The following is a 22,974-nucleotide window of genomic DNA, read 5'->3' as shown; positions in this document are numbered from 1 at the left end:
GGGCTCAGACTGGAGCCGGCCAGCAGGGCCGTGAGCTGACGATAGGCGTCGAGCGCCACCGGCGACTCGGCGAGTGTGCGAATCAGGTTGGGAAGCTGCCCGCGATCGTCCCGCAGAGCGGCCAAGATGGCGCGGGAGGGGCGCGGGGCGGTCTCCAGATCGTGCAGAAGGAATGGGGTCATACGAGTCTCCTCGGTCGGTGGAGCGCATTGGCGCCATCAGATTCCTGAGGATATTGCTCGGGATTGAGGATGCAAGCAAACCATCCTTCGGATTAACCCGCTCAACGCTTCGGTTTTTCGGAACCTTGCAGCCCGCGGGGTCGATGCTGATCAACCAACGGCAGCCGAACGGCGCGCAACGGATGCGGCCCCCGCACAGTGCGGGGATGCCTTCAGTAACGCGACGGCTTGGCGCGTGCAGGCCCGGGCGGTCGTCTTGTCGAGGGCATTCAACCAGCGCCGGGGGATCGCACCGGTCCCGTAGAGGGCACCGGCGATCATGCCTAGGATCGCGCCGGTGGTGTCCGCATCCCCGCCACGATTGACCACGTCCACGAGCGCCGTCTCGAAGCCTTCGGTCGCGAAGAGTGCCTGGAAGACCGCGCGCAGGGTCTCGACAAGATAGCCACCGGGATTCTCCATACGCCGTCGATCGAAGCGATAGGGCTCCTCGGCGGCGACCAGGGCCTCCGCCTGCATCCTGAGATGAGCCTTGCCGCCCCCGAGGAGGGCGGCCTGAACCATCTGGATGACGGTGAAGGTGCCGGCGTCGGCCAGACGGTTGTGGTGGGTGAGGTGCGCTTGGATCCGGCTGGCCTCGGCGACCGCCTGGGGCGGGGATCCCAGGGTGAACAGCGCGATGGGCAGGCTGCGCATGCAGGCGCCGTTGCCCGCGTCATACTCGTTCTCGGGGACCTCGAGCGTCCCGCTGCGGCGATACAGGCCGATCCCGCGGCGCACGGTGTGGCCGATGTCGACCGGCTTGGCGCGCATCCAGTCGCTGAAGGACTCGGCGATGGCCCGGGCGTCGACCCGACCGACCGCCAGGATGCTGCTGCCGAGGGCCAGACTCATCTCGGTGTCGTCGGTCACCCGCCCCTTGCGCAAGCCCAGCCAGCCGCCGCCGATCAGATTGCGGTGCTCGCCGTAGAGCTCCCGGATCTCGCGAGGGGTCATGAACTCGACCGTGGCGCCCAACGCATCCCCGACAGCCAGGCCCAGATACGCGCCCGCCGCCCGATCGTAGAGGTCGTTGGCCTTGGCCTCCGTGCCGATGAGCTCAGCGCTCAGGTCCGAAACAAGCATGATAGTCCACGCAAACCTCGCACGAGGGGGCGCGACAGGTGTAGATCCCTTCCGCCTCGCACAGCTGTTTGTAGAGAAACCGCTTCCATTTCATATCATTGACGTTCCGTCTGGCCAAGGACGGAAAATTCCTCTGCATCAGCGCGGTCAGATCCCCCCGGCCCCAGAGGCCGAGGTCCTGCCAGAGATGATCGCTCGCCAGACAGCCGGCGGCGACCACATGGGCCATCCAGACCTCGGAGGGCGCGTCCCCGGCCTTGTGCATCAGCATCAGCCGCACCAGCTCGTCGCGCTCCTCCTGACGGGCCTCAGGCACGGACGGCGCGTGGGACGGTCCGCTCAGGACCTCTCGGAAGGTCGCCCCCGGAAAATGATGCCGCATGAGCCATCGAAACGCAGCCGGCTCGAGGCCCAGCCCTGGAGGCAGGGCTCCGGCGCCGACGGCGCGGCTCGCGATCATGCTCGCGAAGGCCGCGTCATTGCCACGCCCGGCCGCCCGAGCCATGAGGCGGGCATAGATCCGGCCGGCTGCGCGCGCCGGGTCGAGGGCCGTGGCCGACATGACCTCAGTACTCCACCAGGATGTCTTCGTCGCGCACGATCATCTGGCAGGCGAGGCGCCATTCGCTCGGCATATCGTCGACGCTCAGGCGCTCGATGTCGTCCTTGGAGAGCTTGCCCAGCTCCTGCAGTACGGCGCGTTCCTTCTCGGTCAGGTATCCGCTCATGCGCCCCTTGCGCGCGACGCTGGTGACGCGAACCAGACAATGCCCGCACTCCCCGTCCTGGCAATCGTGATGCAGGGGGACCTTGTATTCCTTGGCGAGCTTGAGGATGGTCTCGGTGTGGCTTCCCGCCACGGCATAGACGGTCTTGTCTTTGTAGTCGGGGTTGGAAAAGGTCACGAGTGGCATCTGGAAGGTCTCCCTAGGGCCGTTGCGGGGCACAGCACCGCGCCCCTCGGTTTGGTACGAATGAGGTCGAGGTCATCGGGCGCCAGCGGGACGGCCCGCCGCAATGAATCACGCCGGCTTGACCTTGCAGTCGCCGAGGATCTGGGCCTGGCAGGCGAGCCGGTCGTGACGGCTCGCCATGTTCTCGCGCAGCACCTTCTCCTCGAGCACCGACGGCTCGGTCAGGTTGTTCCAGCCCTCCTCGACGTGCATCATGCAGGTTCCGCAATCGCCCTCCCTGCAGCCGTAGATGATGCCGGCCCCAATGCGTTCGGAGACCTCGATGACCCGCGTACCGGCAGGGACGTTGACGGTCTGTTCGATATCCGTGAAGGTGATCTTGGCCTTTGCCATGGTGTCAGACTCCTAGGTTTTCGATGGTTGCTGATTGTAACTCGGCGAATTCGACGACCCGCCCCCGGCCCCCCCGCACGAGCGTACCCGCGAGTGCCCGACCAAAGGCGCGGCACTCCTCGAGCTCCTCGTCGGTCGGGATGAGCTTGATCCGCAGCCCTGCGACCGGCACCCGCAGCTTGAGGCCGCGGAGCCGGTCCTCGATCATACGCACCGCCTCGCCGCTCCAGCCGTACGAGCCGAAGGCGGCACCGAGCTTGCCGCCGAGGTCGATCACGGTGAGCGAGGACAGCAGGTCCCAGATCGGTTTGGCGGCGTCCCCGTTGATGGTCGGCGAGCCGAGTGCCAGCGCATCGGCCGACTCGATCAGGTCCACGAACGGCTGGGTCTCACCGCCTTCCAGGTCGTAGAGCGAGACGCGGATCCCGCCCTCCTCCTCGGCACCGGTCCGGATGGCCTCAGCCATCCGGGCGGTGCTGCCGTAGGCGCTCATGTAGAAGATGATCAGCGAGCGCTCGCCTTGGTCGAGGCGCTCCGCCAGGCTGGGCGTGGACAGCTCGCGATAGCGGGTCACATAGCGGCGCGGTCGGTCACGCAGGATGGGACCATGGGTGGGGGCGATGAGCTTGATCGGCAGCGGCTCGATCAGCTTGAGCGCCTCCACGACGTACCTCTTGAAGGGCCGCATGATGTGGGCGTAGTAGTAGTCGAAGGCGAAGCGAAAATCGCCGCAGGCGTCGTTGAAGAGCCGTGCGTCGCAATGGTGGCAGCCGAAGACGTCGCCCGAGAAGAGCACACCTTCCTCCACCAGCCAGGTGCACTGGGTATCGGGCCAGTGGAGGAACGGCGTATGCAGAAAACGAAGTGTCCGCCCGCCGAGCGAGACCTCGTCGCCTGTTCCCACGGTCTGGTAGGTCAACGGACGGTCGTCATCGCGGGGCTTGAGCAGGGCCTTGAGCATGGCGGTGGCGCGCTTGGAGATGTAGAGCTGCGCGCGGGGCGCACGGCGCATCAACTCGGGCAAGGCACCGGTGTGATCGGGCTCCAGATGATTGAGGACGATGACGCGGATCTCGTCATACCGGGCGACCCCTTCGAGACGCGCGAAGAAGTCGTGGGCCAGCTCCGCCTTGACGGTATCGATGACGGCGACGCCGTCGTCACCCCGCACGAGATAGCTGTTGTAGGTCGTGCCGTTGGCGGTGCGCAGGATGAGATCGAAGGTGCGCAGGCCCGGGTCCAGGGCTCCGATCCAATGGACCCCGGCGGCCAGCTCGACGGCCCCGCAATCATCGGCCGGACCCCCTGCGGCGGCTGAGGAGGACGTCGTCATCAGGCCGGCTCCCCCTCAGCAGGGAGGCATCCGGGCTTGCCGGAAAGGATCACTTTCGACGTCAACGTGTCTTCCCCTTCAAACATCGCGGCGATCATCGAACGCAACCGACGCCGCGCCCCGCGCCGCCCCGCAAGGGCCGCAGAGGGGAATAAGACGGCGCCATCGGACTCATCCCGTTGCACGTTCGGCGCGGCTGCTTAGCGGGCCTGAATCTCGGCGCAGACCGCGGCCAGCCGCCCCGGCGGGATGCCGCTCAGCGACCCCGGCGGATTCACCGGCTCGCCAGCCCCGTTGAGGATGACCCCTTCGATGGGACAGATGCTGGCGCACTGTGGATGGGCGAAATCGCCTTCGCACTCGGTGCAGGCCCCTGCGTCGATCAGGAAATGCGGACGGGCCTCGCGGATCGCCTCGCTCGGACACAGGGGCAGACAGGCCCAACAGTTCACGCAACCCTCGATGATCTCGAATGCCATGTCTCGGTCTCCATCATCTCGCGGTACACCTCGGCGATGGCGCTCTCGATGGGCTCCATCGCGTGCTCGCCGTTCGGGCTGATCCCGGCGGCCTCCAGCGCCCCCCACGGCTCGAAGCCGATCCGCGAGCAGAGCACCGCCTCGCAGCCTTCCAGCGCTTGGATGGTCTTGGCCAGCGCGCTCTCGGCCTCGCCGCAGGTGTCACCGCCTGCGCAGTAGAGATCGACCTTGCGGCAACCGACATACCGCACATCGCTCGGGCTGGCCTCGAAGACGAGAAACTCGCGTGCGTGGCCGAAGTGTTGATCGATGACCCCGCCGCCGGTGGTCGCCACCGCCATCAGCACCGAGCGGGACGCGGAACCGCCGGACCGCCGGCGGGTCAGCGAGGCGACCGGGACGAAGGCCTCGCCGGTCTGCCCGCGCTGCGCCGCCCGGTTCGCCTCGATGGCGGCCTGGACCTCGGCGCGGCGAGCCATGGCGGCGGCATAGTCGATCTCCCGGTCCGCAATCTTGTCGAGTCTGAACTCCTCGCCCCGATCCTCGCCGAGCATGCCGACCGCGTCCGCGCGGCATTGCCGGCAGTGACGCATCATGACCATGTCGCCGGCACATGCGTCTTGGATCGCGTTCAGCTCCTCGGAGGTCGGACCGCGCTGGCCCATGAGCCCGTAGACGGTGCCGTGCTCGGGCTCGGCGATCAGCGGCATGACGTTGTGCAGAAAGGCGCCTTTGGCCTTGACCACGCGGCTGACCGCGTGCAGATGCGAGTCGTTGACACCCGGGATCAGGACCGAGTTGACCTTGACCAGGACACCGCGGGCGACCAGCTGCTCCAGACCCTTCTGCTGCTGCTCGATCAGGATCTCGGACGCCTTGCGGCCTGTCACGCGGCGGTTGTTCCAGAAGATCCAGGGGTAGATCTTGACGCCCACGTCCGGATCGACGCAGTTGATGGTGATGGTGACGTGCTCGATGTTGTGCCGGCACAGCGCGTCGACCATCCCCGGCAGCGCGAGCCCGTTGGTCGAGACACAGAGCCTGATGTCCGGCGCCTTGGCGGCGAGCTGCCGGAAGGTCTCCAGGGTGCGCTCCGGATTGGCGAGGGGATCCCCCGGACCGGCAATTCCGAGGACCGTCATCTGGGGAATGGCCGCCGCGACCGCCAGGACCTTCCTGACCGCCTGGTCAGGGGTCAGCAGCTCCGAGACCACCCCCGGGCGGGACTCGTTGGAGCAGTCGTACTTGCGATTGCAGTAGTGACACTGAATGTTGCAGGCGGGCGCCACGGCCACGTGCATCCGCGCATAGTGGTGATGCGCGTCCTCGGAGAAACAGGGATGGTTGTTGACCCTGGCGCGGATCGGCTCCGGCAGGTGGGCGAGCCGGTCGCCCGGGCTGCCGCAGCCGCTCGACGCACAGCCGCCGCCGGTGTCCGCACCATTGGCAATCAGCTTCAACTCCATCAGGCTGTCTCCAGAGCAGGGGACGATTGCCCCGTGGAAAGACGACTCTATGGAGAGACCTCAGCAAAGACTGTGCCCAGCCTTCACTGAAGGCTAAGCGGTTGAAAGGTCGGCTACGCCGATCGGTCGAGCGAAACCACTGTCGGGATCACGACAGTGCGGACAGCGCGGGGTTGTGGGAATGGGGACGATCGGCGCGGGGGCCGGGCACGTTCACGAACGCCCGGCGTGCACCTTGCCCGTCACCGGCGTCGCAGTCATGCCGAGAGACGTCCCCAGGGACCGGATCAACGCCGCCTCGACCTCCGCCATCTCGATGCCATCAACCAGATCGGACAGCTGGGTGAGGGGGAGTCCGGGATAGCCGCAGGGATTGATCCGACCAAAGGGCTCGAGGTCCATCGCCACGTTCAGGGCCAGTCCGTGATAGCTGCAGCCATTGCGGATGCGCAGGCCAAGCGAGGCGATCTTGGCGCCGGCGACATAGACGCCGGGCGCATCGGTTCGCCGCTCGGCGGCGATCCCCCGGGTGTCCAGCAGGTCGATGACGGCCTGCTCGAGCTTCTCCACCAGGCGTCTGATGCCAAGTCCGGCACGGCGCATGTCGAGCAGGACATAGGCAACCAGCTGCCCGGGGCCGTGATAGGTCACCTGACCGCCTCGATCCGCTTTGATGACCGGGATCGGCCCTGGATCCAGCAGGTGCTCTTCGCGCCCGGCCTGACCCAGGGTGAACACGGGTGGGTGCTCGAGCAGCCACAGCTCGTCCGTTGTATCGGGGCCGCGGCGGTCGGTGAAGCCGCGCATGGCATCGAGGATCGGCTCGTAGGCCTGCAGCCCCGGCAGGCGACGCACCACCAGGCGGGCCGGACCGTGGGCGATGGTCATATCACCCAGACGACCAGCTCATGGGCACTCAGGTCGCGATAGACGGCATCCAGCTGCTGTCGGGTTTCAACGTCGAGCGTGAGGGTCACTGAGACCCACTTGCCACCCCGACTGTAACGGGTGCGGACGGACGTCTCCGCGGGCCGGGCCACATGCCGGCTGACGATCGCGACGACCAGAGACTCGAAACCCGGGGCGGCGCGACCCATCGCCTTGATCGGGAAACGGCAGGGAGGCTGGAGCAGGGCCCCTGGCTCGCAAGACGGGGGACCGTGCGGCGCTGCCGGATCGCGGTCCGCAGGCCGCTCAGGCCCGGCCATCACGCACCCGCGCCTTAAAAGCCTGATAGAGTCCGTCCAGTCGCGCCCACAGCGCTCCCGGTCGCCCCCCACCCACGGGGCGACCGTCGAGCCGGGTCACGGGCAGGACCTCGCGGGTCGAGCTGCTGAGCCAGATCTCGTCCGCACGAGCCAGATCCCCAACCGGGATCGGCTGCTCGCTGAAGCGGATCTCGCCGGCCCGGGCAAGGTCGAGCGCCAACCCTCGCGTGATGCCGGTGAGGATCCGGGGTCCCGCGGGCGGGGTCAGGACCTGATCCCCGAGGACCACGAAGACGTTCGAGGCCGTGCCCTCGGTGACCATCCCGTCACGGACCATGATCGTCTCGAGCGCGCCGGCATCCTCGGCCTCGCGTCGCAGCATCACCGCGGCGAGCAGAGAGACCGTCTTGATGTCACACCGCTCCCAGCGAATGTCCGGTCGCGTGATGCAGGCGACGCCGCGCTCCCCGATCTCGGGGCGGCGGGGCTTGATCGGCTTGGCCACGGCGAAGAGTGTCGGGTCGACATCCTCGGGACACAGGTGATCGCGCTCGGCGGGTGCGCCGCGTGTGACCTGCAGGTAGGCCGCCTGATCAGGTGCCGGCGGTGGGCCGATCAGGCGCGCGAGGACCGACCGCCATTCCCGGCGGCTCAGGGGGTTGGGTAGACGCACGGCTGCGAGGCTGCGGTCGAGCCGATCCAGGTGCTGCTCGAGACCCAGGAAATGTCCGCCGTAGCTCGGGATCACCTCGTAGACGCCGTCGCCGAACAGGAACCCGCGGTCCATGACCGAGACCATCGCCTGCTCCGGCCGGACGAACTTCCCGTTCAGATAGACCTCGTTGAGGCTCACCTCGACCCGGTCCCCCGCGACGTCAAAACAACCTGAGGATGCTGTCCTTGGCCCGCTGCCAGAGATTCCCCTCGCCGACGTCCTGGAGCGCCACCACGGGCACCCGGTTGATCTCCTCCCCGGCCAGGGTCACGACCAGATCGCCGACACGCGTGCCGCGGCTGATCGGGGCGGTGACGGTGTCCGACTTCTCCAATTGAGCCGCGAGGTCGTCGTAACGACCGCGCTGGAAGCTCGCAAAGACATCGGCGTCCGGGCCGACCGGCAGGCTGTCCCGGTCTCCCATCCAGATCCGGAGGGTCTCGACCGGCTGCTCGGCAGGATACAAGCGCCGACTGTCGTAATAGCGAAAGCCGTAATTGAGGAGGGCGAGACTCGCCTCCGCCCGCGCATTCGGGCTGGGGGACCCCATGACCACGGACACCAACCGCATATCGTCCCGTTTGGCCGAGCCGACCAGGCAGTACCCGGCGGCCTGCGTGTGGCCGGTCTTGACGCCATCCGCGGTTTCATCACGACGCAACAACGGATTGCGGTTTTGCTGGGTGATGTCGTTGTAGGTGAACTCGCGCGTGCTGTACCAGGTGTAGAACTGGGGAAACTCCCGGATGATCGCGAGCGCCACCTTCGCGATGTCGCGCGCGGTGATGTAGAGTTCCGGGTCGGGCAGTCCGTGCGGGTTGGTGAAATGACTTCCGGTCATCCCGAGCCGCTGAGCATACTCGTTCATGAGCCCGGCAAAGGCCTCGACACTCCCCGAGACATGCTCCGCCAGGGCCACGCTGGCGTCGTTGCCGGATTGCACGATCATCCCCATCAGCAGGTCCTGGAGGCTGACCTGCTTACCGACCTCGATGAAGGTCTTGGAGCCGCCGGTACGCCACGCCCGCTCGCTGACCAGCACCTGGTCGGTCAGGTTCACCTTGCCCTCGGCGATCTCGCGGAACACGACATAGCCGGTCATGATCTTGGTGAGGCTCGCGGGCTCGAGACGCTCGTCCGCATTGAGCTCGGCCAGGATCTTCCCACTGTTGAAATCGATCAGGATGTAGCCCTTGGCCGGGACCTGCGGGGGATCGGGGATCGGCTGCTGCGCTTGCGCAACCGCGGCCGTGAGCACGCAGACACAGATCAGCAAAACGAGCTTGGCGACAGACTTCATATGGGATATCCGAGAGCCGGGATGGCAGGCGGTTGACCTGAGCGCATTCTAACCGCCCCCTCCGGATTTGGCATCCGCGAGGCGTGGACTGCGGCTCCGCGCGACAGGTCGCCGGAGCCCCTCGTCATAGCGCGAGCGGATCTCTTCGCTCAGCTGATGAACAGCCATGGCATAGAGGTTACTGTGGTTGTAACGGGTGATGACGTAAAAATTCACCAGCCCGACCCAATACTCGTCCTCCGCCCCGCCGAGCCGAATCAAGGTCGCTGCGGCCGAGGGTGGAAGGGGCTCGCGCCAATCGACGCCGGCACTGCGCAGCTCACCGGCGGTCGATTTGGGTTCGACGGGTGTCTTCTCGGCAATCTCCAGTCCCGTTGGAATGCCTGCGCGCAGCTCTGCGGGGAAGGCCACGGACTCGCCGGGACGCCAGCCGTGGCGGTTGAAATAGTTCGCGACACTGCCGATCACGTCGGCGTTGCTCCCCCAGAGATTGCGCCGGCCGTCGCCGTCGAAGTCGACCGCATAGGCCCGATAGCTCGACGAGATGAACTGGGGCTTGCCCATGGCGCCCGCGTAGGACCCGACGACCTCGAGCGGATCCATCTGCTCCTCGCGGCTCAACAACAGAAACGCCTCGAGCTCCCCACGGAAGAACTCGGCGCGCCTGGGATAGGCGAATCCGAGCGTGGTGAGGGCATCGATGACCCGGTGCGCGCCCACGTTGCCCCCGTAGCGCGTCTCGACCCCGATGATCGCGACGATGATCTGGGGGCTGACGCCATAGTCCGCTTCGGCGCGTGCCAGCAGCTCCGCGTTGTCGCGCCAGAACGCAACGCCCCCCTTGATCCGCTCGGGCGTGACGAACAGACCGCGATAGCTGTGCCAGGGTCGGCCTTCATAGGGGCGGTCCATTGCATCGACGATGCTCGGCCGGTAGCGGGCGCGTCCCAGCACATCCCGCAATCGGGCCGGGTCGAAAGCGTGCCGATCCACCATGTCGCGCACAAAGGTCTCGGCCTCGGAGCGGTAGCTGGCCGGCTCGGCGCTCAAATCCAGAGCGGCGAATGCGAGCATTCCGGCGAGCATGAGACGCGGGGTGGGGGACATGATGGCTCCTCGTTGAGTCGGGTCGGGCTCGGTCCGAGGTCGCACCCTCCAACCGCCCGATGGCATCGCCATCAGGCTCGCCCGCGCCTTCCGTGCGTGTGAACGCCCATGATCATGCCAAATCCGACCATCAGCGTCACCATCGAGGTGCCACCGTAGCTGATCAGCGGCAGGGGGACCCCGACCACGGGGAGCAGACCGATCACCATGCCTGTGTTCACGAAGACATAGACGAAGAAGACCAGCGTCAAACCGCCCGCCAGGAGCCGCCCGTAGCGATCCCGCGACTCCGCGGCGATGACCAGGCCGCGCAGGATGATGAAGAGATAGATCGCCAGCAGGACGAGGATCCCGGTGAAGCCGAGCTCCTCGCCGATGACGGCGAAGATGAAGTCGGTATTGCGTTCCGGAAGAAACTCCAGGTGAGACTGGGTGCCATTCAACCAGCCCTTGCCGTCGAGTCCACCCGAGCCGATGGCGATCTTGGACTGGATGATATGGTAGCCCGCCCCCAGGGGATCGGACTCCGGATTCAGAAAGGTCAGGACGCGCGCGCGCTGATAGTCGTGCATGCCGAGCCAGACCAGGGGCGTCAAGGATGCCACCGCAACCGCGAGGGCGCCGATGACCCGCCAACCGACACCGGCGATGAAGAGCACCATCATGCCCGCACTGGCCACCAGCAGGGCGGTCCCCAGGTCGGGTTGCCTGGCGATGAGGACCACGGGGATCAGCGTCAGCAGGGCGGACAACCCCACCCACGCCAGCTTCGGTGGCAGAGCCCGGGCGCTGAGCAACCAGGACAGCATCATCGGCACCGCCAGCTTCAGAAGCTCCGAGGGCTGAAATCGGACCACCCCGAGATCGAGCCAACGTTGGGCCCCTTTGCCGACATCGCCGACGACGAGGACGGCGATCAGAACAATCACCCCGACCCCATAGAGCGACGGCGACCAGCTGCGCAGTCGTGCCGGCGGGACCTGGGCGACCCCGATCATGAGGACGAAGGCGACCGCGAGCCGGGCCAGCTGGCGCTGCACTGCGGCGAGATCCTGATCGCTTGCGCTGAAGAGGACCATCAGCCCGAAACCGCAGAGCGCGAGCAGGGCCACCAGGAGCGGGGCGTCCAGATGGATGCGCTGCCACAGTCCGGGCTGCTCCCGTCCCAGCGCCTCGCCGACGAGGGAGCCGCTCCACCCGAGACCCCGTTTCATCTCATCTTGCATGCTCGGAGCCCCCCGAACCCTAGTCCGCATGCTCGCCCCCGGCCTCGCTCAGCACGGTGGAACCGCCCAGGTAGGCATCCAGGATGCGGCGGGCGACGGGGGCGGCCGTCGCGCCCCCGGAGCCGCCATGCTCGACGATGACCGCCAGCGCGATCCGCGGGTCCTCGACCGGCGCGAAGGCCACGAACAGGGCATGATCCTGCAGGTCCTTGGGGATCGTCTTGGCATTGTATGTCTGGCCCTGGCCGAGGCTGAACACCTGTGAGGTCCCGGTTTTGCCGGCGATCCGGTAATCCGGGCTGCGTATGCGCCTCGCAGTGCCGCGCTCGCCCTCCACGACCCCCGCCATGGCATCGATGAGCCGATCCCAATGATGCGCGTTTCCCACCTCGATGGGGCGCGAGACAAGCGGCAGCGACTGGGCGAGGGGCTGGCCGGGCGCCTGCGCCGCCCGCGCCACCCGGGGCTGGATGAAGTGGCCGTGATTGGCCACCGCCGCCGTCGCCGTCGCCAGCTGAAGCGGGGTGGCCAGGAAGGAGCCCTGCCCGATGCCCACGATGAGGGTCTCGCCCGGGTACCAGAGCTCCTGGCGGACCCGCTGCTTCCATTCGGGCGACGGCATCAGCCCGCTCAGCTCACCGGCGACATCGATTCCGGTCAGTGCCCCGAAGCCGAACTGGGACAGGAAACCCGAGAGACGCTCGATCCCCATTCGGTTGGCGAGGTCGTAGAAATACACGTCGCAGGACTGCACGACCGCCTGCTCCAGGTTCTGGGCACCGTGCCCGCCACGCCGCCAGCAGCGAAATCGATGCGAGTGTCCGGGCAGGCTGAAATAGCCGGGGCAATAGGTGGGGCGCTCCGGGGTCGTGACCCCCGCGGCGAGCCCGGCCAGAGCCACGAACGGCTTGATCGTCGACCCCGGGGGGTACTGCCCGCGCACCGCGCGGTTGAACAGCGGCTTGTCCGGCGAGTTGAGCAGGGCCTGATAGTCGTCCTGTCCGATCCCCTCCACGAACAGATTGGGGTCGAAGGTCGGTGTGCTGACCAGGGCCAGCACGCCGCCGTTGCGAGGGTCGATGGCGACCACGGCCCCGCGCTCCTGACCCAGCGCATCCCGGGCCGCATGCTGCAAGGCGACATCCAGGTAGAGGTGCAGATCCTCGCCCGAGATCGGCGGGCGGCTCTCCAGGGTGCGGATCACCCGCCCGCGGGCGTTGACCTCGACCTGTTGATAGCCGACCTGGCCGTGCAGCAACGCCTCGTGCGCCTTCTCGACCCCGCCTTTCCCGATGAACTGGCTCCCCGCGTAGCTGCTGCCGTCGATTCGGGTCAGCTCCTGCTCGTTGATCCGCCCCACGTAGCCCAGGACATGCGCCGTGTCCGCGCCGAGCGGATAGGTCCGAACCAGCTCCGCACGGATGTCGACACCCGGAAAGCGGTGGGCGTCAACGGCGAAGCGCGCGACCTCGGCGGGCGTCAGATTGAGCCGGATCGGCACCCCTTGGAAGCGCGCTCGCCGTCGCATCTGGCGTTCGAAGCGCTCCCGGTCCTCGCCCTCGATCGTGATCAACCGGGCCAGCGCGTCGATCGTGGCGTGCGGATCGCCCACCTTCTCGATCGTGATCTCCAGGGAGAAGGAGGGATGATTGTCGGCGAGCAGGACGCCCCTGGCGTCGTAGATCAGCCCCCGCGACGGCGGCAGCGGCTGCAATTTGACCCGATTGTCGGTCGACAGCACCGAGAAATGGTTGTGCTGGTCGACCTGGAGGTGTACCAACCGGACGGCGACGAGGGAGAGCGCGAGGATCACCAGCCCCGCGGCGATCGTTGCCCGGACCGCCACCAGGCGCGCCTCGCGCTTGCCATCCTGCAGGTTCGGCTCGAGCATGCCTCAGATCAGTCCGACGCGGCGCCCGATGTCATTCATGATCACCGACAGCCAGGGCCAGAGGAGGAGGCTGAGACAGGTCGGCGCCCAGTAGACCAGAGATGGCATCGGCTGGCCGGTCGCCCCGAGGACCCATAGGTTGATCAGGCGCTCGACGAGCAGGAGCATCACGGCGAACAGAGCCTGCTGCCAGAGCGGAAAGATGCGCACCCGCTGGTGGAGCTCGACGGCCGCATAGGCGATCACGGAGAGCCCCAGGGCATGCTGACCGAACAAGGAACCGGAGATCACATCGAGGGCCAGCCCAGCGGCGAAGGCCGAAAAGACCCCGTAGCGCTCCGGCACCGTCAGGCACCAGTAGAGCGTCATGAGGGCCACCCATTGCGGCCGCAGGGCATCGGCACCGGCGGGCATGGGCAAGATCATGAGCAGCATGGCGAGCAGCAGGCTGCATGGGATCAGCCAGCCCCCGCGCGCCCGGGCATCGCTCATGGCAGGGCGCCCCGAGCCGTTCCCCCCCCCGTCAACGCCTGTTGCTGCATCTGCGGGTTCAGGGTCCAGACCAGCAGGACCTCCCGGCTGCGGTCCAGTCGGGCGTTCGGCTCCGCCACGACGGTCATGAAGGGGTTATCGGGGTCTTGTCGCACCGTGGTCACCCGAGCCACCGGATAACCCGGAGGAAACCGCTCGCCCATGCCCGAGGTGACCAAGAGGTCGCCCTCGCGGATGTCCGCGTTCTTCGGGATGAAGAGCAGCTCGAGCCCCTGTCCGAGACCGGTGCCCGCGGCGATGCTGCGCACGCCGTTTCGATTGACCTCCACCGGCAGCGCGTGGTCGGCGTCGGTGATCAGGAGCACGACGGACGAGAAGGGGTTGGTGCGGATCACCTGACCCATCACGGCGTTGGCGTCCAGGACAGGCTGCCCCACGAAGACCCCGGAGCTCGTCCCCTTGTTCACCATCACCTGCTGGCGCGACGGGGTCAGGTCGACCGACAGGATCTCCGCGATCAGGACCCGCTCGCCGACGCTGAAGGAAGAGCCCAGCAGGTCCCGCAGGCGCATGTTCTCGGCCTCCAATGACTCGAACTGCTGCAGCCTCGCCTTCAGGAGCAGGTTCTCCCGCCCGAGCGCTGCGTTCGCCGCGCGCAATTGCGCCTCGTCGGTCATCCGCTCCCGGGCGGTGCGCACGTAAGCGGCCGGCGCATTGACGGCCAGGTGCAAGGGGTAGACGACGACGGACAGCATCGAGCGCACCGTGTCGAGGTGGTCGGAACGATGGTCGGCAACGAGCAGCCCGACGGCGCAGGCAACCGCGAGGATCACCTGAAGGGTCGGAGATGGACCGCGCAGGAACAGGGGTTTGATGGATGGAATCCTCGCCTGATTGTGCCTTCCCTAGCCCCGGCCGTTCTCATCACTCGGTCGTAAAGAGGTCCAGCCCCCCCGAGCTGATCATCTCCAGCGCTTTGCCGCCGCCGCGCGCCACGCAGGTCAAGGGGTCCTCCGCCAGGACCACCGGCAGGCCGGTCTCCTCCTCCATCAGCCGGTCGAAATCGCGCAGCAGCGACCCGCCGCCGGTCAGCACGATCCCGCGCTCGGCGACGTCCGCGCCCAGCTCCGGCGGGGTCTGCTCGAGTGCCATCTTGACCGAGCCGACGATCGCCGCCAAGGGCTCCTGGAGTGCCTCCAGGATCTCGTTGCTGTTGAGCGTGAAGCTGCGCGGGACCCCCTCTGCGAGGTTGCGGCCCCGCACCTCCATCTCCAGGACCTCGTTGCCGGGAAAGGCGGAGCCGATCGAGTGCTTGATGCGCTCGGCCGTCGCCTCGCCGATCAAGGTCCCGTAATTGCGCCGGACATAGTTGATGATGGCGTCGTCGAAGGTGTCGCCCCCGACCCGGATCGATGCCGAGTAGACGATGCCGTTCAGCGAGATGATAGCCACCTCGGAGGTGCCGCCGCCGACGTCGATCACCATGGAGCCGCGCGGCTCGTGCACGGCGAGTCCGGCGCCGATCGCGGCCGACATGGGCTCCTCGATCAGGAAGACCTCACGGGCACCCGCGCCGGCTGCAGACTCCTTGATGGCACGCCGCTCCACCTGGGTCGAGCCGCAGGGGACGCAGATCAGAACGCGCGGGCTCGGCCGGATCAAGCGCGACTCGTGCACCTTATGGATGAAATACTGCAGCATCTTTTCGGTGATGGTGAAATCGGCGATGACACCGTCCTTGAGCGGCCGGATCGCCGTGATGCTCTGGGGGGTCCGCCCGAGCATCATCTTGGCCTCTTCGCCCACCGCGACAACCGACTTGCCGCCGCCCTTGCGCTCGTGACGAATGGCGACCACCGACGGCTCGTTGAGGACGATCCCCTGGTCCCGGGCATAGATGAGGGTATTGGCCGTACCGAGGTCGATCGACAGATCGTTCGAAAAGATTCCACGAAAACTTCGCAAGAACATCAGGCGCTTACCTTAGCAGGAGATAGAGTAAGGTCACCGGGGCTCCCGCAGGCGTCCTGATACAGAGGTCCGTTGGGGAATCCATGACAAAGCGGCGAGCTAATCTAACAACGGAGTGACAGATCGGCAAGGCGGTTCGATCGGCCCGCACGGATTCCCGATCGCGGTCTCATGGGCCCCGGAAAGTTCCGCGGGGCCCCACGGCTGTGCTATGTTGAGCGGCTTGTCAACACACCCCGGACCGGTGATGTCATTGGACGCTTCGGACATCGAGAAGATCGCCCACCTGGCGCGGCTTGCGGTCGCACCCGAGTCGATCGAGCGCTATGCCGCGGACCTCTCCAACATCCTCGAGCTGGTCACCCGGATGGATGCCGTCGACACCCACGCCGTGGAGCCCATGGCCCATCCGCTGCACATGAGCCAACGCCTGCGCCCGGATCGGGTGACCGAGCCCGACCGGCGCACGCTGCTCCAGGCCAATGCCCCGCTCACCGAGCGCGGGCTCTACCTGGTTCCCAAGGTCATCGACTGATGCAGAACAAATCGATCGCCGAAATGGCCGCGGACCTGAGGCTGCGCAGCTACTCGAGCGTCGAGCTCACGCGTCACTATCTCGAGCGCATCGCACGCCTGGATCCGGGCCTCAACAGCTTCATCAGTGTCGCGGCCGAACCGGCCCTCGCCGCGGCCGAGCACGCCGACCGCGCCATCGCCGCCGGAACCGCCGGTCCGCTCGCCGGCATCCCGATCGCCCATAAGGACATCTTCTGCACCTCAGGCCTCAAGACCAGCTGCGGCTCGCGGATGCTCGACCGCTTCATCGCCCCCTATGACGCGACCGTCGTGGAGCGGCTCGCCGCGGCGGGCGCCGTGGTCCTGGGCAAGACCAACATGGACGAGTTCGCCATGGGGTCCTCCAACGAGACGAGCTATTACGGGCCGGTCAGGAATCCCTGGGATCCGACCCGCGTCCCCGGTGGCTCCTCCGGCGGGTCCGCCGCCGCGGTCGCCGCCCGGCTCTGCGCCGCGGCCACCGGGACCGATACCGGCGGCTCGATCCGCCAGCCGGCGGCGCTCTGCGGCGTGACCGGCATCAAACCCACCTATGGGCGCTGCTCGCGCTGGGGGATGATCGCCTTCGCCTCGTCGCTCGACCAGGCCGGCGTGCTGGCCCGCTCGGCCGCCGATGCCGCCTGTGTGCTCGACGAGATGGCGGGCTTCGATCCGCGCGACTCCACCAGCGCGGACGTCGCGGTGCCGGACTATGTGGACAGCTTGGACGAGGAGATCGCCGGACTGCGGATCGGACTGCCGAAGGAGTACTTCGGTGCCGGTCTCGACGGGCGGGTGGCCGCTTCGGTCCATGAGGCGACCAAAGAGCTCGAGCGCCTCGGCGCCGACGTGCGCGACATCAGCCTGCCGAACAGTCCGCTGTCGGTGCCTGTGTACTACGTGGTCGCCCCGGCGGAATGCTCGTCCAACCTGGCGCGCTTCGACGGCGTGCGCTACGGCCACCGCTGCGAGGACCCCAGGGACCTGGAAGACCTGTACAAGCGAAGCCGCGCCGAGGGGTTCGGGGCCGAGGTGCAGCGGCGCATCATGATCGGCACCTATGTCCTCTCTGCGGGCTATTACGACGCCTATTACCTGAAGGCGCAGAAGATCCGCCACCTGATCGCCGACGACTTCCAGCGCGCCTTCGAGGAGGTCGACGTCATCATGGGACCAACCGCCCCGACCACCGCCTTTCCGCTCGGAGCCAAGATGGACGACCCGGTGGCGATGTATCTCAACGACATCTATACCATCGCGACCAACCTCGCCGGGCTGCCCGGGATGTCGATCCCGGTGGCGCCGGTCGACGGCCTGCCGGTGGGCCTGCAGCTCATCGGCAACTACTTTCAGGAGGCCCGGCTGCTCAGCGTCGCCCATCGCTTCCAACGCGCGACCCACTGGCATCTGGCCGCACCCGAAGGGTTCCAATGATGCAGTGGGAAACCGTCATCGGTCTCGAGATCCATACCCAGCTCGCGACCCGATCCAAGATCTTCTCCGGTGCCCCGACCGCGTTTGGCGCCGAGCCCAATACGCAGGCCTGCGCCATCGACCTCGGCCTGCCGGGCGTGCTGCCGGTGCTCAACGCGGAGGCGGTGCGCCTGGCGGTGCGCTTCGGCAAGGCGATCGGCGCCGAGATCGCGCGCCGCTCGATCTTCGCCCGCAAGAACTATTTCTACCCGGATCTGCCGAAGGGCTACCAGATCAGCCAGTACGAGCTTCCCATCGTCGGCGAGGGCCGGGTGGAGATCGTACTCGACGACGCGACCGTCAAGTCGGTCGGCGTCACGCGCGCCCACCTGGAGGAAGACGCCGGCAAGTCGCTGCATGACGACAAGCTCGGGGGCGGCGGCTACAGCGGCATCGATCTCAACCGCGCCGGGACGCCCTTGCTGGAGATCGTCTCCGAGCCGGACATGCGCTCGCCCAAGGAAGCCGTAGCCTACGCCCGCAAGATCCACCAGTTGGTGCGCTGGATCGGGATCAGCGACGGCAACATGCAGGAGGGCTCCTTTCGGGTCGACGCCAATGTCTCGGTGCGTCCGCGGGGGCAGACCCTGTTCGGTACCCGCACCGAGATCAAGAACCTCAATTCCTTCCGGTTCATCGAGCGGGCGATCCAGTTCGAGGTCGAGCGCCAGATCGACGTCATCGAGGGCGGCGGAACGGTGGTCCAGGAGACCCGGCTCTATGATCCCGAGCGCGACGAGACCCGTTCCATGCGGTCGAAGGAAGAGGCCAACGACTACCGCTATTTCCCCGATCCGGACCTGCTGCCCCTGGAGCTCGACGTCGCCTTCATCGTCGATGCGGTCGCCGATCTGCCCGAGCTGCCGGATGCCCGGCGCGAGCGCTTCCACATCCAGCACGGGCTCGGCGAGTACGACGCCAGCCTGCTCACCGGCAGTCGCGATCTCGCCGACTATTTCGAGGCGGTGGTGGCCGCGACCGGCGAGCCCAAGCTAGCCGCCAACTGGGTCAACGGGGAGCTCGCCGCGGCGCTCAATCGGGCGGACGTGGAGATCGCGCAGAGCCCGGTGTCCGCAGCCATGCTCGCCGGTCTGATCCGGCGGATCCTGGATCAGACCATCTCGGGCAAGCTCGCCAAACAGGTCTTCGAGGCCATGTGGGCCGGCGCGGGTGACGCCGATCAGGTCATCCGGGCGCAAGGGCTGCGCCAGATCACCGACAGCGGTCAGCTCGAGCCCATGATCGAGGCGATCATCGCCGCCAACCCCGACCAGGTGAGCCAGTATCGCGCCGGCAAGGAGAAGGTCTTCGGCTTCTTCGTCGGCCAGGTGATGAAGGAGAGCAAGGGCAAGGCCAACCCCCGGCAGGTCAACGAGATCCTCAAGCGCAAGCTGGCCGGCGACCCCTGAAGGTCGCCCCGACACCCCAGATTCGCCCCAAGGTCCCGGCGCCAGGCCGCTGCCACCGATACAGGAGACGCCCGTGGGGCATGAGCAAACGAGCGGTGTTTGGCGCCTGTTGCGCCCGCTCGCCTTTCGCCTGGAACCGGAGCGCGCACACGACCTGACGCTGTCCCTGCTCGAGCGCTGGTCGACCTTCTTCGACGGCCGGCTTGCAGACGACGACATCGCGCGCGCGCCGGCGTTGGCCGTGGACGCGATGGGACTGCGCTTCCCCAACCCGATCGGGCTCGCCGCCGGACTGGACAAGGACGCGGCAGCCGTCCCGGCCTGGCAGGCACTCGGCTTCGGCTTCGTCGAGGTCGGCACCATCACGGCGCTGGCCCAACCCGGCAACCCGAAGCCACGCCTGTTTCGGCTGCCGGCGGACGGCGCCCTCATCAACCGCATGGGCTTCAACAATGCCGGGGCGGATGCGGCGGCGCTCCGGCTGGAGCGGCTGCGGGCACGCGCGCCCCTGCAGGTCCCGCTCGGCGTCAACCTCGGGAAGTCCAAGGTCACACCCGCGGAGGCGGCGCCCGCGGACTATCGCCACAGCTTCGAGCGCGTCGGACACCTGGCGGACTACGTCGTCGTGAACATCTCCAGCCCGAACACACCGGGTCTGCGTGACCTGCAGCGCGTCGCGGAGGTCGCGCGCATCGTGGAGGCGGTTCAGGGAGCCAATCAGCGGCTCGCCCGCCCGCGGCCGCTGCTGGTCAAGCTTGCCCCCGACCTCGCCGACGACGACGCCGTAGCCTGCGCCCGCGCGGCGCTGGACGTGGGCTGTGCCGGGCTGATCCTCACCAACACCAGCATCCGTTTCGAGGGACTGGCGAGCGACACGGCGGGCATGAGCGGCGGGCTCTCGGGGCGTCCCATCCTCGCCCGCAGCACCGACCTGCTGCGCCTGGTTCGACAGGCGCTCGGCCCCGCGCCCGTCCTCGTGGGTGTCGGCGGCATCATGGACCCCGAGGGCGCGGCCGCCAAGCTCGCCGCGGGGGCCGACCTGCTCCAGGTCTATACGGGACTCGTCTATCAGGGTCCGGCGTTCGTACGCCGGCTGCTGCGCGCGCTGCCGCACTGAGCGAGCCGGTCCGGGTCGCGCGCGCTGCGACCGTACCGGGACGATCGTTGCAAATCCTCGAGAAGTGGCCTATCAGCTGCAAATACCGCATTCGACCCCGGGGGCTGCGATCACGGAGCTTGCCGTCCGAACCAACCCAGATCCGCGCGCCGTGCTCACGAAGGCGCTCTTGAACGCCGGTCGGGCACTGGGACTCTCCCAGGACATGCTCGGCGAGATGATCGGGCGCGACCGCAGCTCCATCGCCCGCTGTCTCGACCCCGACAGCAAGGCCGGCGAGCTCGCCCTGTTGCTGATCCGCGTCTATCGCGGACTCTACTCCCTGGTCGGCGGCCGGCAGCAGGACATGCGCCACTGGATGCATACCGCGAATCGCGGCATCGGCGGCGTGCCGGCGGAGCAGGTGCGCTCCGTCGCGGGTCTCTTCCGGGTGGTCGAGTGTCTGGACGGGGATGGGAACGACCCCGCCGTCGGGCCGGCTCCTGACCCAGCACACCCTGTTCCGCTCCGGTTGGCGCAGCGAACGCGGCGTCCGGCTGCAGGCAACGCCCTGCAATGCCTTCGAGACACAGCTCCGCCACCCGGGCGATTATCTCGTCAGTCAACGTCTTGGCAGCGCCCTACGTGACGCGGGCGTCGGCGCGTTCGAGTTTGTCTCACGACCCTCAGGGCGACGGAGCGACGACCTTCACCCTGTCGCCCGGTCCGCCTCCCGCAGCATCTCCTTCAGCCGCTCCAGCTCCTTCTGGACCTGGACCTGCTCGGTCACGTCATACTGCACGCCGAGAAAATAGATCAACTTGCCTTGCCGGTCGTAGAGCGGCCGGATAGAGAACCGGTTATAGAAGAGGGTCCCGTCCTTGCGGTAGTTGCGGATCATCACGGTGGCCCGTTTCTGCTCTCGGATGGCCTCCCGGATCTTCTCCAGCCCATCTTGATCGCGGTCCTGTCCCTGGAGAAACCGGCAGTTACGTCCGATGATCTCCTCATGGCTGTACCCGGTGATCAACTCGAAGGCCTCATTGGCGTAGACGATCGGGTTGTCCTTCTGATCGGGGTCCGAAAGGGTGATGCCGTTGATCGAGGTGTCGAGGATCTGCGACAACACGAACGGAATGAGGTCCGCATCTTTGTCGGCGACGAAATCCATAATGGTCTCTTCGTTTTGCGTGGTGTCGGAGAGAGAGTAGGGCCTTTCAGGACGCGCGGCAACCGGACCGCGGGGCGAATCGACGGCCTCTCGCGGATCCTTTCAAGGCACCGAAGACGACTGCATACGCGCCCGCCAACGCAAGGCGCACAGTGGAGTCGTGGCGAGACGGCGCAACTGCAGCAGTGGCACGCGCGGGACGCGCCGTGCGGCGAAACATCCTCCTGAGTTGGGTGTAGAATGGCCGCCCGGTGACCGCCTTCAATTGACCCGATCCCCTCCGAGCGACATGCCCAGAAAGCACAAACGCGCCTCCGCCAAGGGCCGAGCACCCGCGCGGGCGGTCACCCCGGATTCGGCCCAGGCCGATCTGCAGGCCGGGCGTTTCCGCGAGGCGATGGCGGGCTTCAAGGAGCTGCTCAAAGCGGGTCCCACGGCTGTGCTGCGAGATGGGCTCGCGGCCGCCTACGAGGGGCGCGCCGGCCAGCTCGCCGCCAAGGGCCTGCTCAAGGAGGCGCTGGTCATGTGGGAAAACCGGTCCGCGCTCGGGGAAATGCCTCCGCGCCTGGACCACGCCGTCCTGCTGCTGCGTCTGGGCCGCGTCGCCCCGGCCGTGGAGATGCTGGGCGACCCCTCGGTGTCGGGCGATCCAGGGCTCAGGCCGGGCTTCGCCAGCCACCTCGCGGCGCACTCCCTCGGCGGCACCCCGGGGATCGCCGAGGCCGTGCCGGCCGACGACCCCATCCGAGTCCAGGGGCCCGCCGCCGAAGAGGCCTTGGATGCCTATTGCGCCGGGAACGACCAGGCACTCGCACAGGCACTGAAGGCGATCCCGTTTCGCTCCCCCTATCGAGACCTGGTCCAGATCCTCAAGGCACTGACCCGCCTCGACCCCGCCGCCCGGGATCCCGCGGGTGGCTGGGCCGACGAGGTCCGCGACGAGGCGGCCGGCCTGTTGGACCGCGTGGGCGATGACTCGGGTTTCGCCAGTCTGCGCGACGCGGCCCGTCTGGCCCTGCTCTCCGAGGCCGACCTGGCGCCGAGGCTCCGCGAGGCGGGGCCGGCGGGTCGGGATCTGGTCTTCGCCCTGCGCGGCTGGTCCGTCGAGCGCGCGGCCTTGTGGAGCGAGCTGCAGGCGCTCGGCGACCCGCCGCAGCCGCGGGACCTGCTCCGCCTCATGTACAAGCATCGCCGGACACTGGGCGAGGACTGGGTCCGGGAGCGCGGCCTGCGCCTCCTGATGCCGAACCTCGGCGCACGCGCCAAATGGTGGCTCGAGGCTGGTGGCAAGCCCTTGACCGACCTCGAGGTCGTCCGCCTGAATGCGTGGCTGAGCGAGGCGGAGGCCGATCCCTGGGATGTGGCCTACGGCTGGCAGGACTACGCGAACCTCTTGTCGGAGGCCGCACAGCGCCAGGTCGCAGCGGGCAGCGATGCGGCGCTCCAGATCGCCCTGGCGCGGCGCAGG

Annotated in this window: 23 protein-coding genes and 2 pseudogenes; 6 read left to right on the top strand and 19 right to left on the bottom strand. The window is 67.5% G+C overall.

The features are described from left to right. The 18 genes and pseudogenes from LJE61_RS10865 to LJE61_RS10780 form a co-directional block, all read right to left on the bottom strand. A pseudogene (locus LJE61_RS10865) lies at positions 1 to 182 on the bottom strand (carboxymuconolactone decarboxylase family protein); the annotation flags it as partial. A 150-nt stretch (positions 183 to 332) separates the two neighbouring features. Beyond that, the gene (gene draG / locus LJE61_RS10860) at positions 333 to 1,307 is read right to left on the bottom strand and encodes an ADP-ribosyl-[dinitrogen reductase] hydrolase (RefSeq protein ID WP_296909345.1); all 975 of its coding nucleotides are present in this window, start codon (positions 1,305 to 1,307) and stop codon (positions 333 to 335) included. Beyond that, complete coding sequence (locus LJE61_RS10855) at positions 1,282 to 1,869, bottom strand: nitrogen fixation protein NifQ (RefSeq protein ID WP_296909346.1); 588 nt, start codon at positions 1,867 to 1,869, stop codon at positions 1,282 to 1,284. Before LJE61_RS10855 ends, draG begins: the two co-directional genes overlap by 26 nt. Before the next feature lie 4 nt (positions 1,870 to 1,873). Then, positions 1,874 to 2,221 (bottom strand): 2Fe-2S iron-sulfur cluster-binding protein, encoded by a 348-nt coding sequence (locus tag LJE61_RS10850; RefSeq protein ID WP_296909347.1) that lies wholly within the window; start codon positions 2,219 to 2,221, stop codon positions 1,874 to 1,876. 108 nt (positions 2,222 to 2,329) lie between these two features. Continuing rightward, complete coding sequence (locus LJE61_RS10845) at positions 2,330 to 2,614, bottom strand: 2Fe-2S iron-sulfur cluster-binding protein (protein ID WP_093188822.1); 285 nt, start codon at positions 2,612 to 2,614, stop codon at positions 2,330 to 2,332. Positions 2,615 to 2,618: 4 nt separating this feature from the next. Then, on the bottom strand, positions 2,619 to 3,947 hold the full coding sequence (locus LJE61_RS10840) for an FprA family A-type flavoprotein (RefSeq protein ID WP_296909348.1): 1,329 nt from the start codon (positions 3,945 to 3,947) through the stop codon (positions 2,619 to 2,621). A 200-nt stretch (positions 3,948 to 4,147) separates the two neighbouring features. Beyond that, on the bottom strand, positions 4,148 to 4,426 hold the full coding sequence (locus LJE61_RS10835) for a 4Fe-4S dicluster domain-containing protein (protein WP_296909349.1): 279 nt from the start codon (positions 4,424 to 4,426) through the stop codon (positions 4,148 to 4,150). Beyond that, complete coding sequence (gene nifB / locus LJE61_RS10830) at positions 4,396 to 5,892, bottom strand: nitrogenase cofactor biosynthesis protein NifB (protein WP_296909350.1); 1,497 nt, start codon at positions 5,890 to 5,892, stop codon at positions 4,396 to 4,398. Before nifB ends, LJE61_RS10835 begins: the two co-directional genes overlap by 31 nt. 213 nt (positions 5,893 to 6,105) lie before the next feature. Further along, a complete protein-coding gene (gene lipB / locus LJE61_RS10825; RefSeq protein WP_296909351.1) occupies positions 6,106 to 6,780 on the bottom strand; it encodes a lipoyl(octanoyl) transferase LipB in 675 nt (224 codons plus the stop codon). Next, complete coding sequence (locus LJE61_RS10820) at positions 6,777 to 6,989, bottom strand: YbeD family protein (protein WP_519972619.1); 213 nt, start codon at positions 6,987 to 6,989, stop codon at positions 6,777 to 6,779. The genes lipB and LJE61_RS10820 overlap by 4 nt, the downstream gene beginning before the upstream one ends. A 97-nt stretch (positions 6,990 to 7,086) precedes the next feature. Next, positions 7,087 to 7,899: an aminotransferase class IV gene (locus tag LJE61_RS10815; RefSeq protein WP_296909362.1), complete on the bottom strand. Its 813-nt coding sequence runs from the start codon at positions 7,897 to 7,899 to the stop codon at positions 7,087 to 7,089. A gap of 76 nt (positions 7,900 to 7,975) precedes the next feature. Beyond that, the gene (locus LJE61_RS10810) at positions 7,976 to 9,115 is read right to left on the bottom strand and encodes a D-alanyl-D-alanine carboxypeptidase family protein (protein ID WP_296909352.1); all 1,140 of its coding nucleotides are present in this window, start codon (positions 9,113 to 9,115) and stop codon (positions 7,976 to 7,978) included. 48 nt (positions 9,116 to 9,163) lie between these two features. Further along, complete coding sequence (gene mltB / locus LJE61_RS10805) at positions 9,164 to 10,222, bottom strand: lytic murein transglycosylase B (protein ID WP_296909353.1); 1,059 nt, start codon at positions 10,220 to 10,222, stop codon at positions 9,164 to 9,166. A 71-nt stretch (positions 10,223 to 10,293) separates the two neighbouring features. Next, complete coding sequence (rodA, locus tag LJE61_RS10800; protein WP_296909354.1) at positions 10,294 to 11,436, bottom strand: rod shape-determining protein RodA; 1,143 nt, start codon at positions 11,434 to 11,436, stop codon at positions 10,294 to 10,296. Between the two features lie 31 nt (positions 11,437 to 11,467). Beyond that, positions 11,468 to 13,339 carry a penicillin-binding protein 2 gene (mrdA, locus tag LJE61_RS10795; RefSeq protein ID WP_296909355.1) on the bottom strand — a complete coding sequence of 624 codons (1,872 nt, stop codon included), beginning with the start codon at positions 13,337 to 13,339 and terminating at the stop codon, positions 11,468 to 11,470. Positions 13,340 to 13,342: 3 nt separating this feature from the next. Continuing rightward, positions 13,343 to 13,831, bottom strand: a complete 489-nt coding sequence (gene mreD / locus LJE61_RS10790) for a rod shape-determining protein MreD (RefSeq protein ID WP_296909356.1) — start codon at positions 13,829 to 13,831, stop codon at positions 13,343 to 13,345. Further along, the gene (mreC, locus tag LJE61_RS10785) at positions 13,828 to 14,691 is read right to left on the bottom strand and encodes a rod shape-determining protein MreC (RefSeq protein WP_296918386.1); all 864 of its coding nucleotides are present in this window, start codon (positions 14,689 to 14,691) and stop codon (positions 13,828 to 13,830) included. Before mreC ends, mreD begins: the two co-directional genes overlap by 4 nt. Before the next feature lie 64 nt (positions 14,692 to 14,755). Continuing rightward, positions 14,756 to 15,802 carry a rod shape-determining protein gene (locus tag LJE61_RS10780; RefSeq protein ID WP_296909357.1) on the bottom strand — a complete coding sequence of 349 codons (1,047 nt, stop codon included), beginning with the start codon at positions 15,800 to 15,802 and terminating at the stop codon, positions 14,756 to 14,758. Positions 15,803 to 16,049: 247 nt separating this feature from the next. Between LJE61_RS10780 and gatC the strand changes: the two genes are divergently transcribed. The 5 genes and pseudogenes from gatC to LJE61_RS10755 all read left to right on the top strand — a co-directional run. Beyond that, entirely contained in the window at positions 16,050 to 16,337 is a 288-nt protein-coding gene (gene gatC, locus LJE61_RS10775) for an Asp-tRNA(Asn)/Glu-tRNA(Gln) amidotransferase subunit GatC (protein ID WP_296909358.1), read from the top strand. After that, complete coding sequence (gene gatA / locus LJE61_RS10770) at positions 16,337 to 17,791, top strand: Asp-tRNA(Asn)/Glu-tRNA(Gln) amidotransferase subunit GatA (RefSeq protein ID WP_296918384.1); 1,455 nt, start codon at positions 16,337 to 16,339, stop codon at positions 17,789 to 17,791. Before gatC ends, gatA begins: the two co-directional genes overlap by 1 nt. After that, positions 17,791 to 19,239, top strand: coding sequence for an Asp-tRNA(Asn)/Glu-tRNA(Gln) amidotransferase subunit GatB (gene gatB / locus LJE61_RS10765; protein ID WP_296909364.1), 1,449 nt, complete (start codon positions 17,791 to 17,793; stop codon positions 19,237 to 19,239). Before gatA ends, gatB begins: the two co-directional genes overlap by 1 nt. Before the next feature lie 73 nt (positions 19,240 to 19,312). Beyond that, a complete protein-coding gene (locus LJE61_RS10760; protein WP_296918382.1) occupies positions 19,313 to 20,356 on the top strand; it encodes a quinone-dependent dihydroorotate dehydrogenase in 1,044 nt (347 codons plus the stop codon). Between the two features lie 109 nt (positions 20,357 to 20,465). Then, a pseudogene (locus tag LJE61_RS10755) lies at positions 20,466 to 20,804 on the top strand (antitoxin Xre/MbcA/ParS toxin-binding domain-containing protein); the annotation flags it as partial. Between the two features lie 240 nt (positions 20,805 to 21,044). On the opposite strand, the gene LJE61_RS10750 reads toward LJE61_RS10755, so the two are convergent. Next, positions 21,045 to 21,506 (bottom strand): PAS domain-containing protein, encoded by a 462-nt coding sequence (locus LJE61_RS10750; protein WP_296918380.1) that lies wholly within the window; start codon positions 21,504 to 21,506, stop codon positions 21,045 to 21,047. Between the two features lie 289 nt (positions 21,507 to 21,795). Between LJE61_RS10750 and LJE61_RS10745 the strand changes: the two genes are divergently transcribed. Next, on the top strand, positions 21,796 to 22,974 hold a 1,179-nt coding region (locus LJE61_RS10745; protein ID WP_296918378.1), incomplete at its 3' end, for a hypothetical protein.

Origin of the sequence: Thiocapsa sp., from assembly GCF_022340925.1 — a bacterium.
Lineage (GTDB): Bacteria > Pseudomonadota > Gammaproteobacteria > Chromatiales > Chromatiaceae > Thiocapsa.
This window is presented reverse-complemented; position numbering and strand designations above follow the sequence as displayed.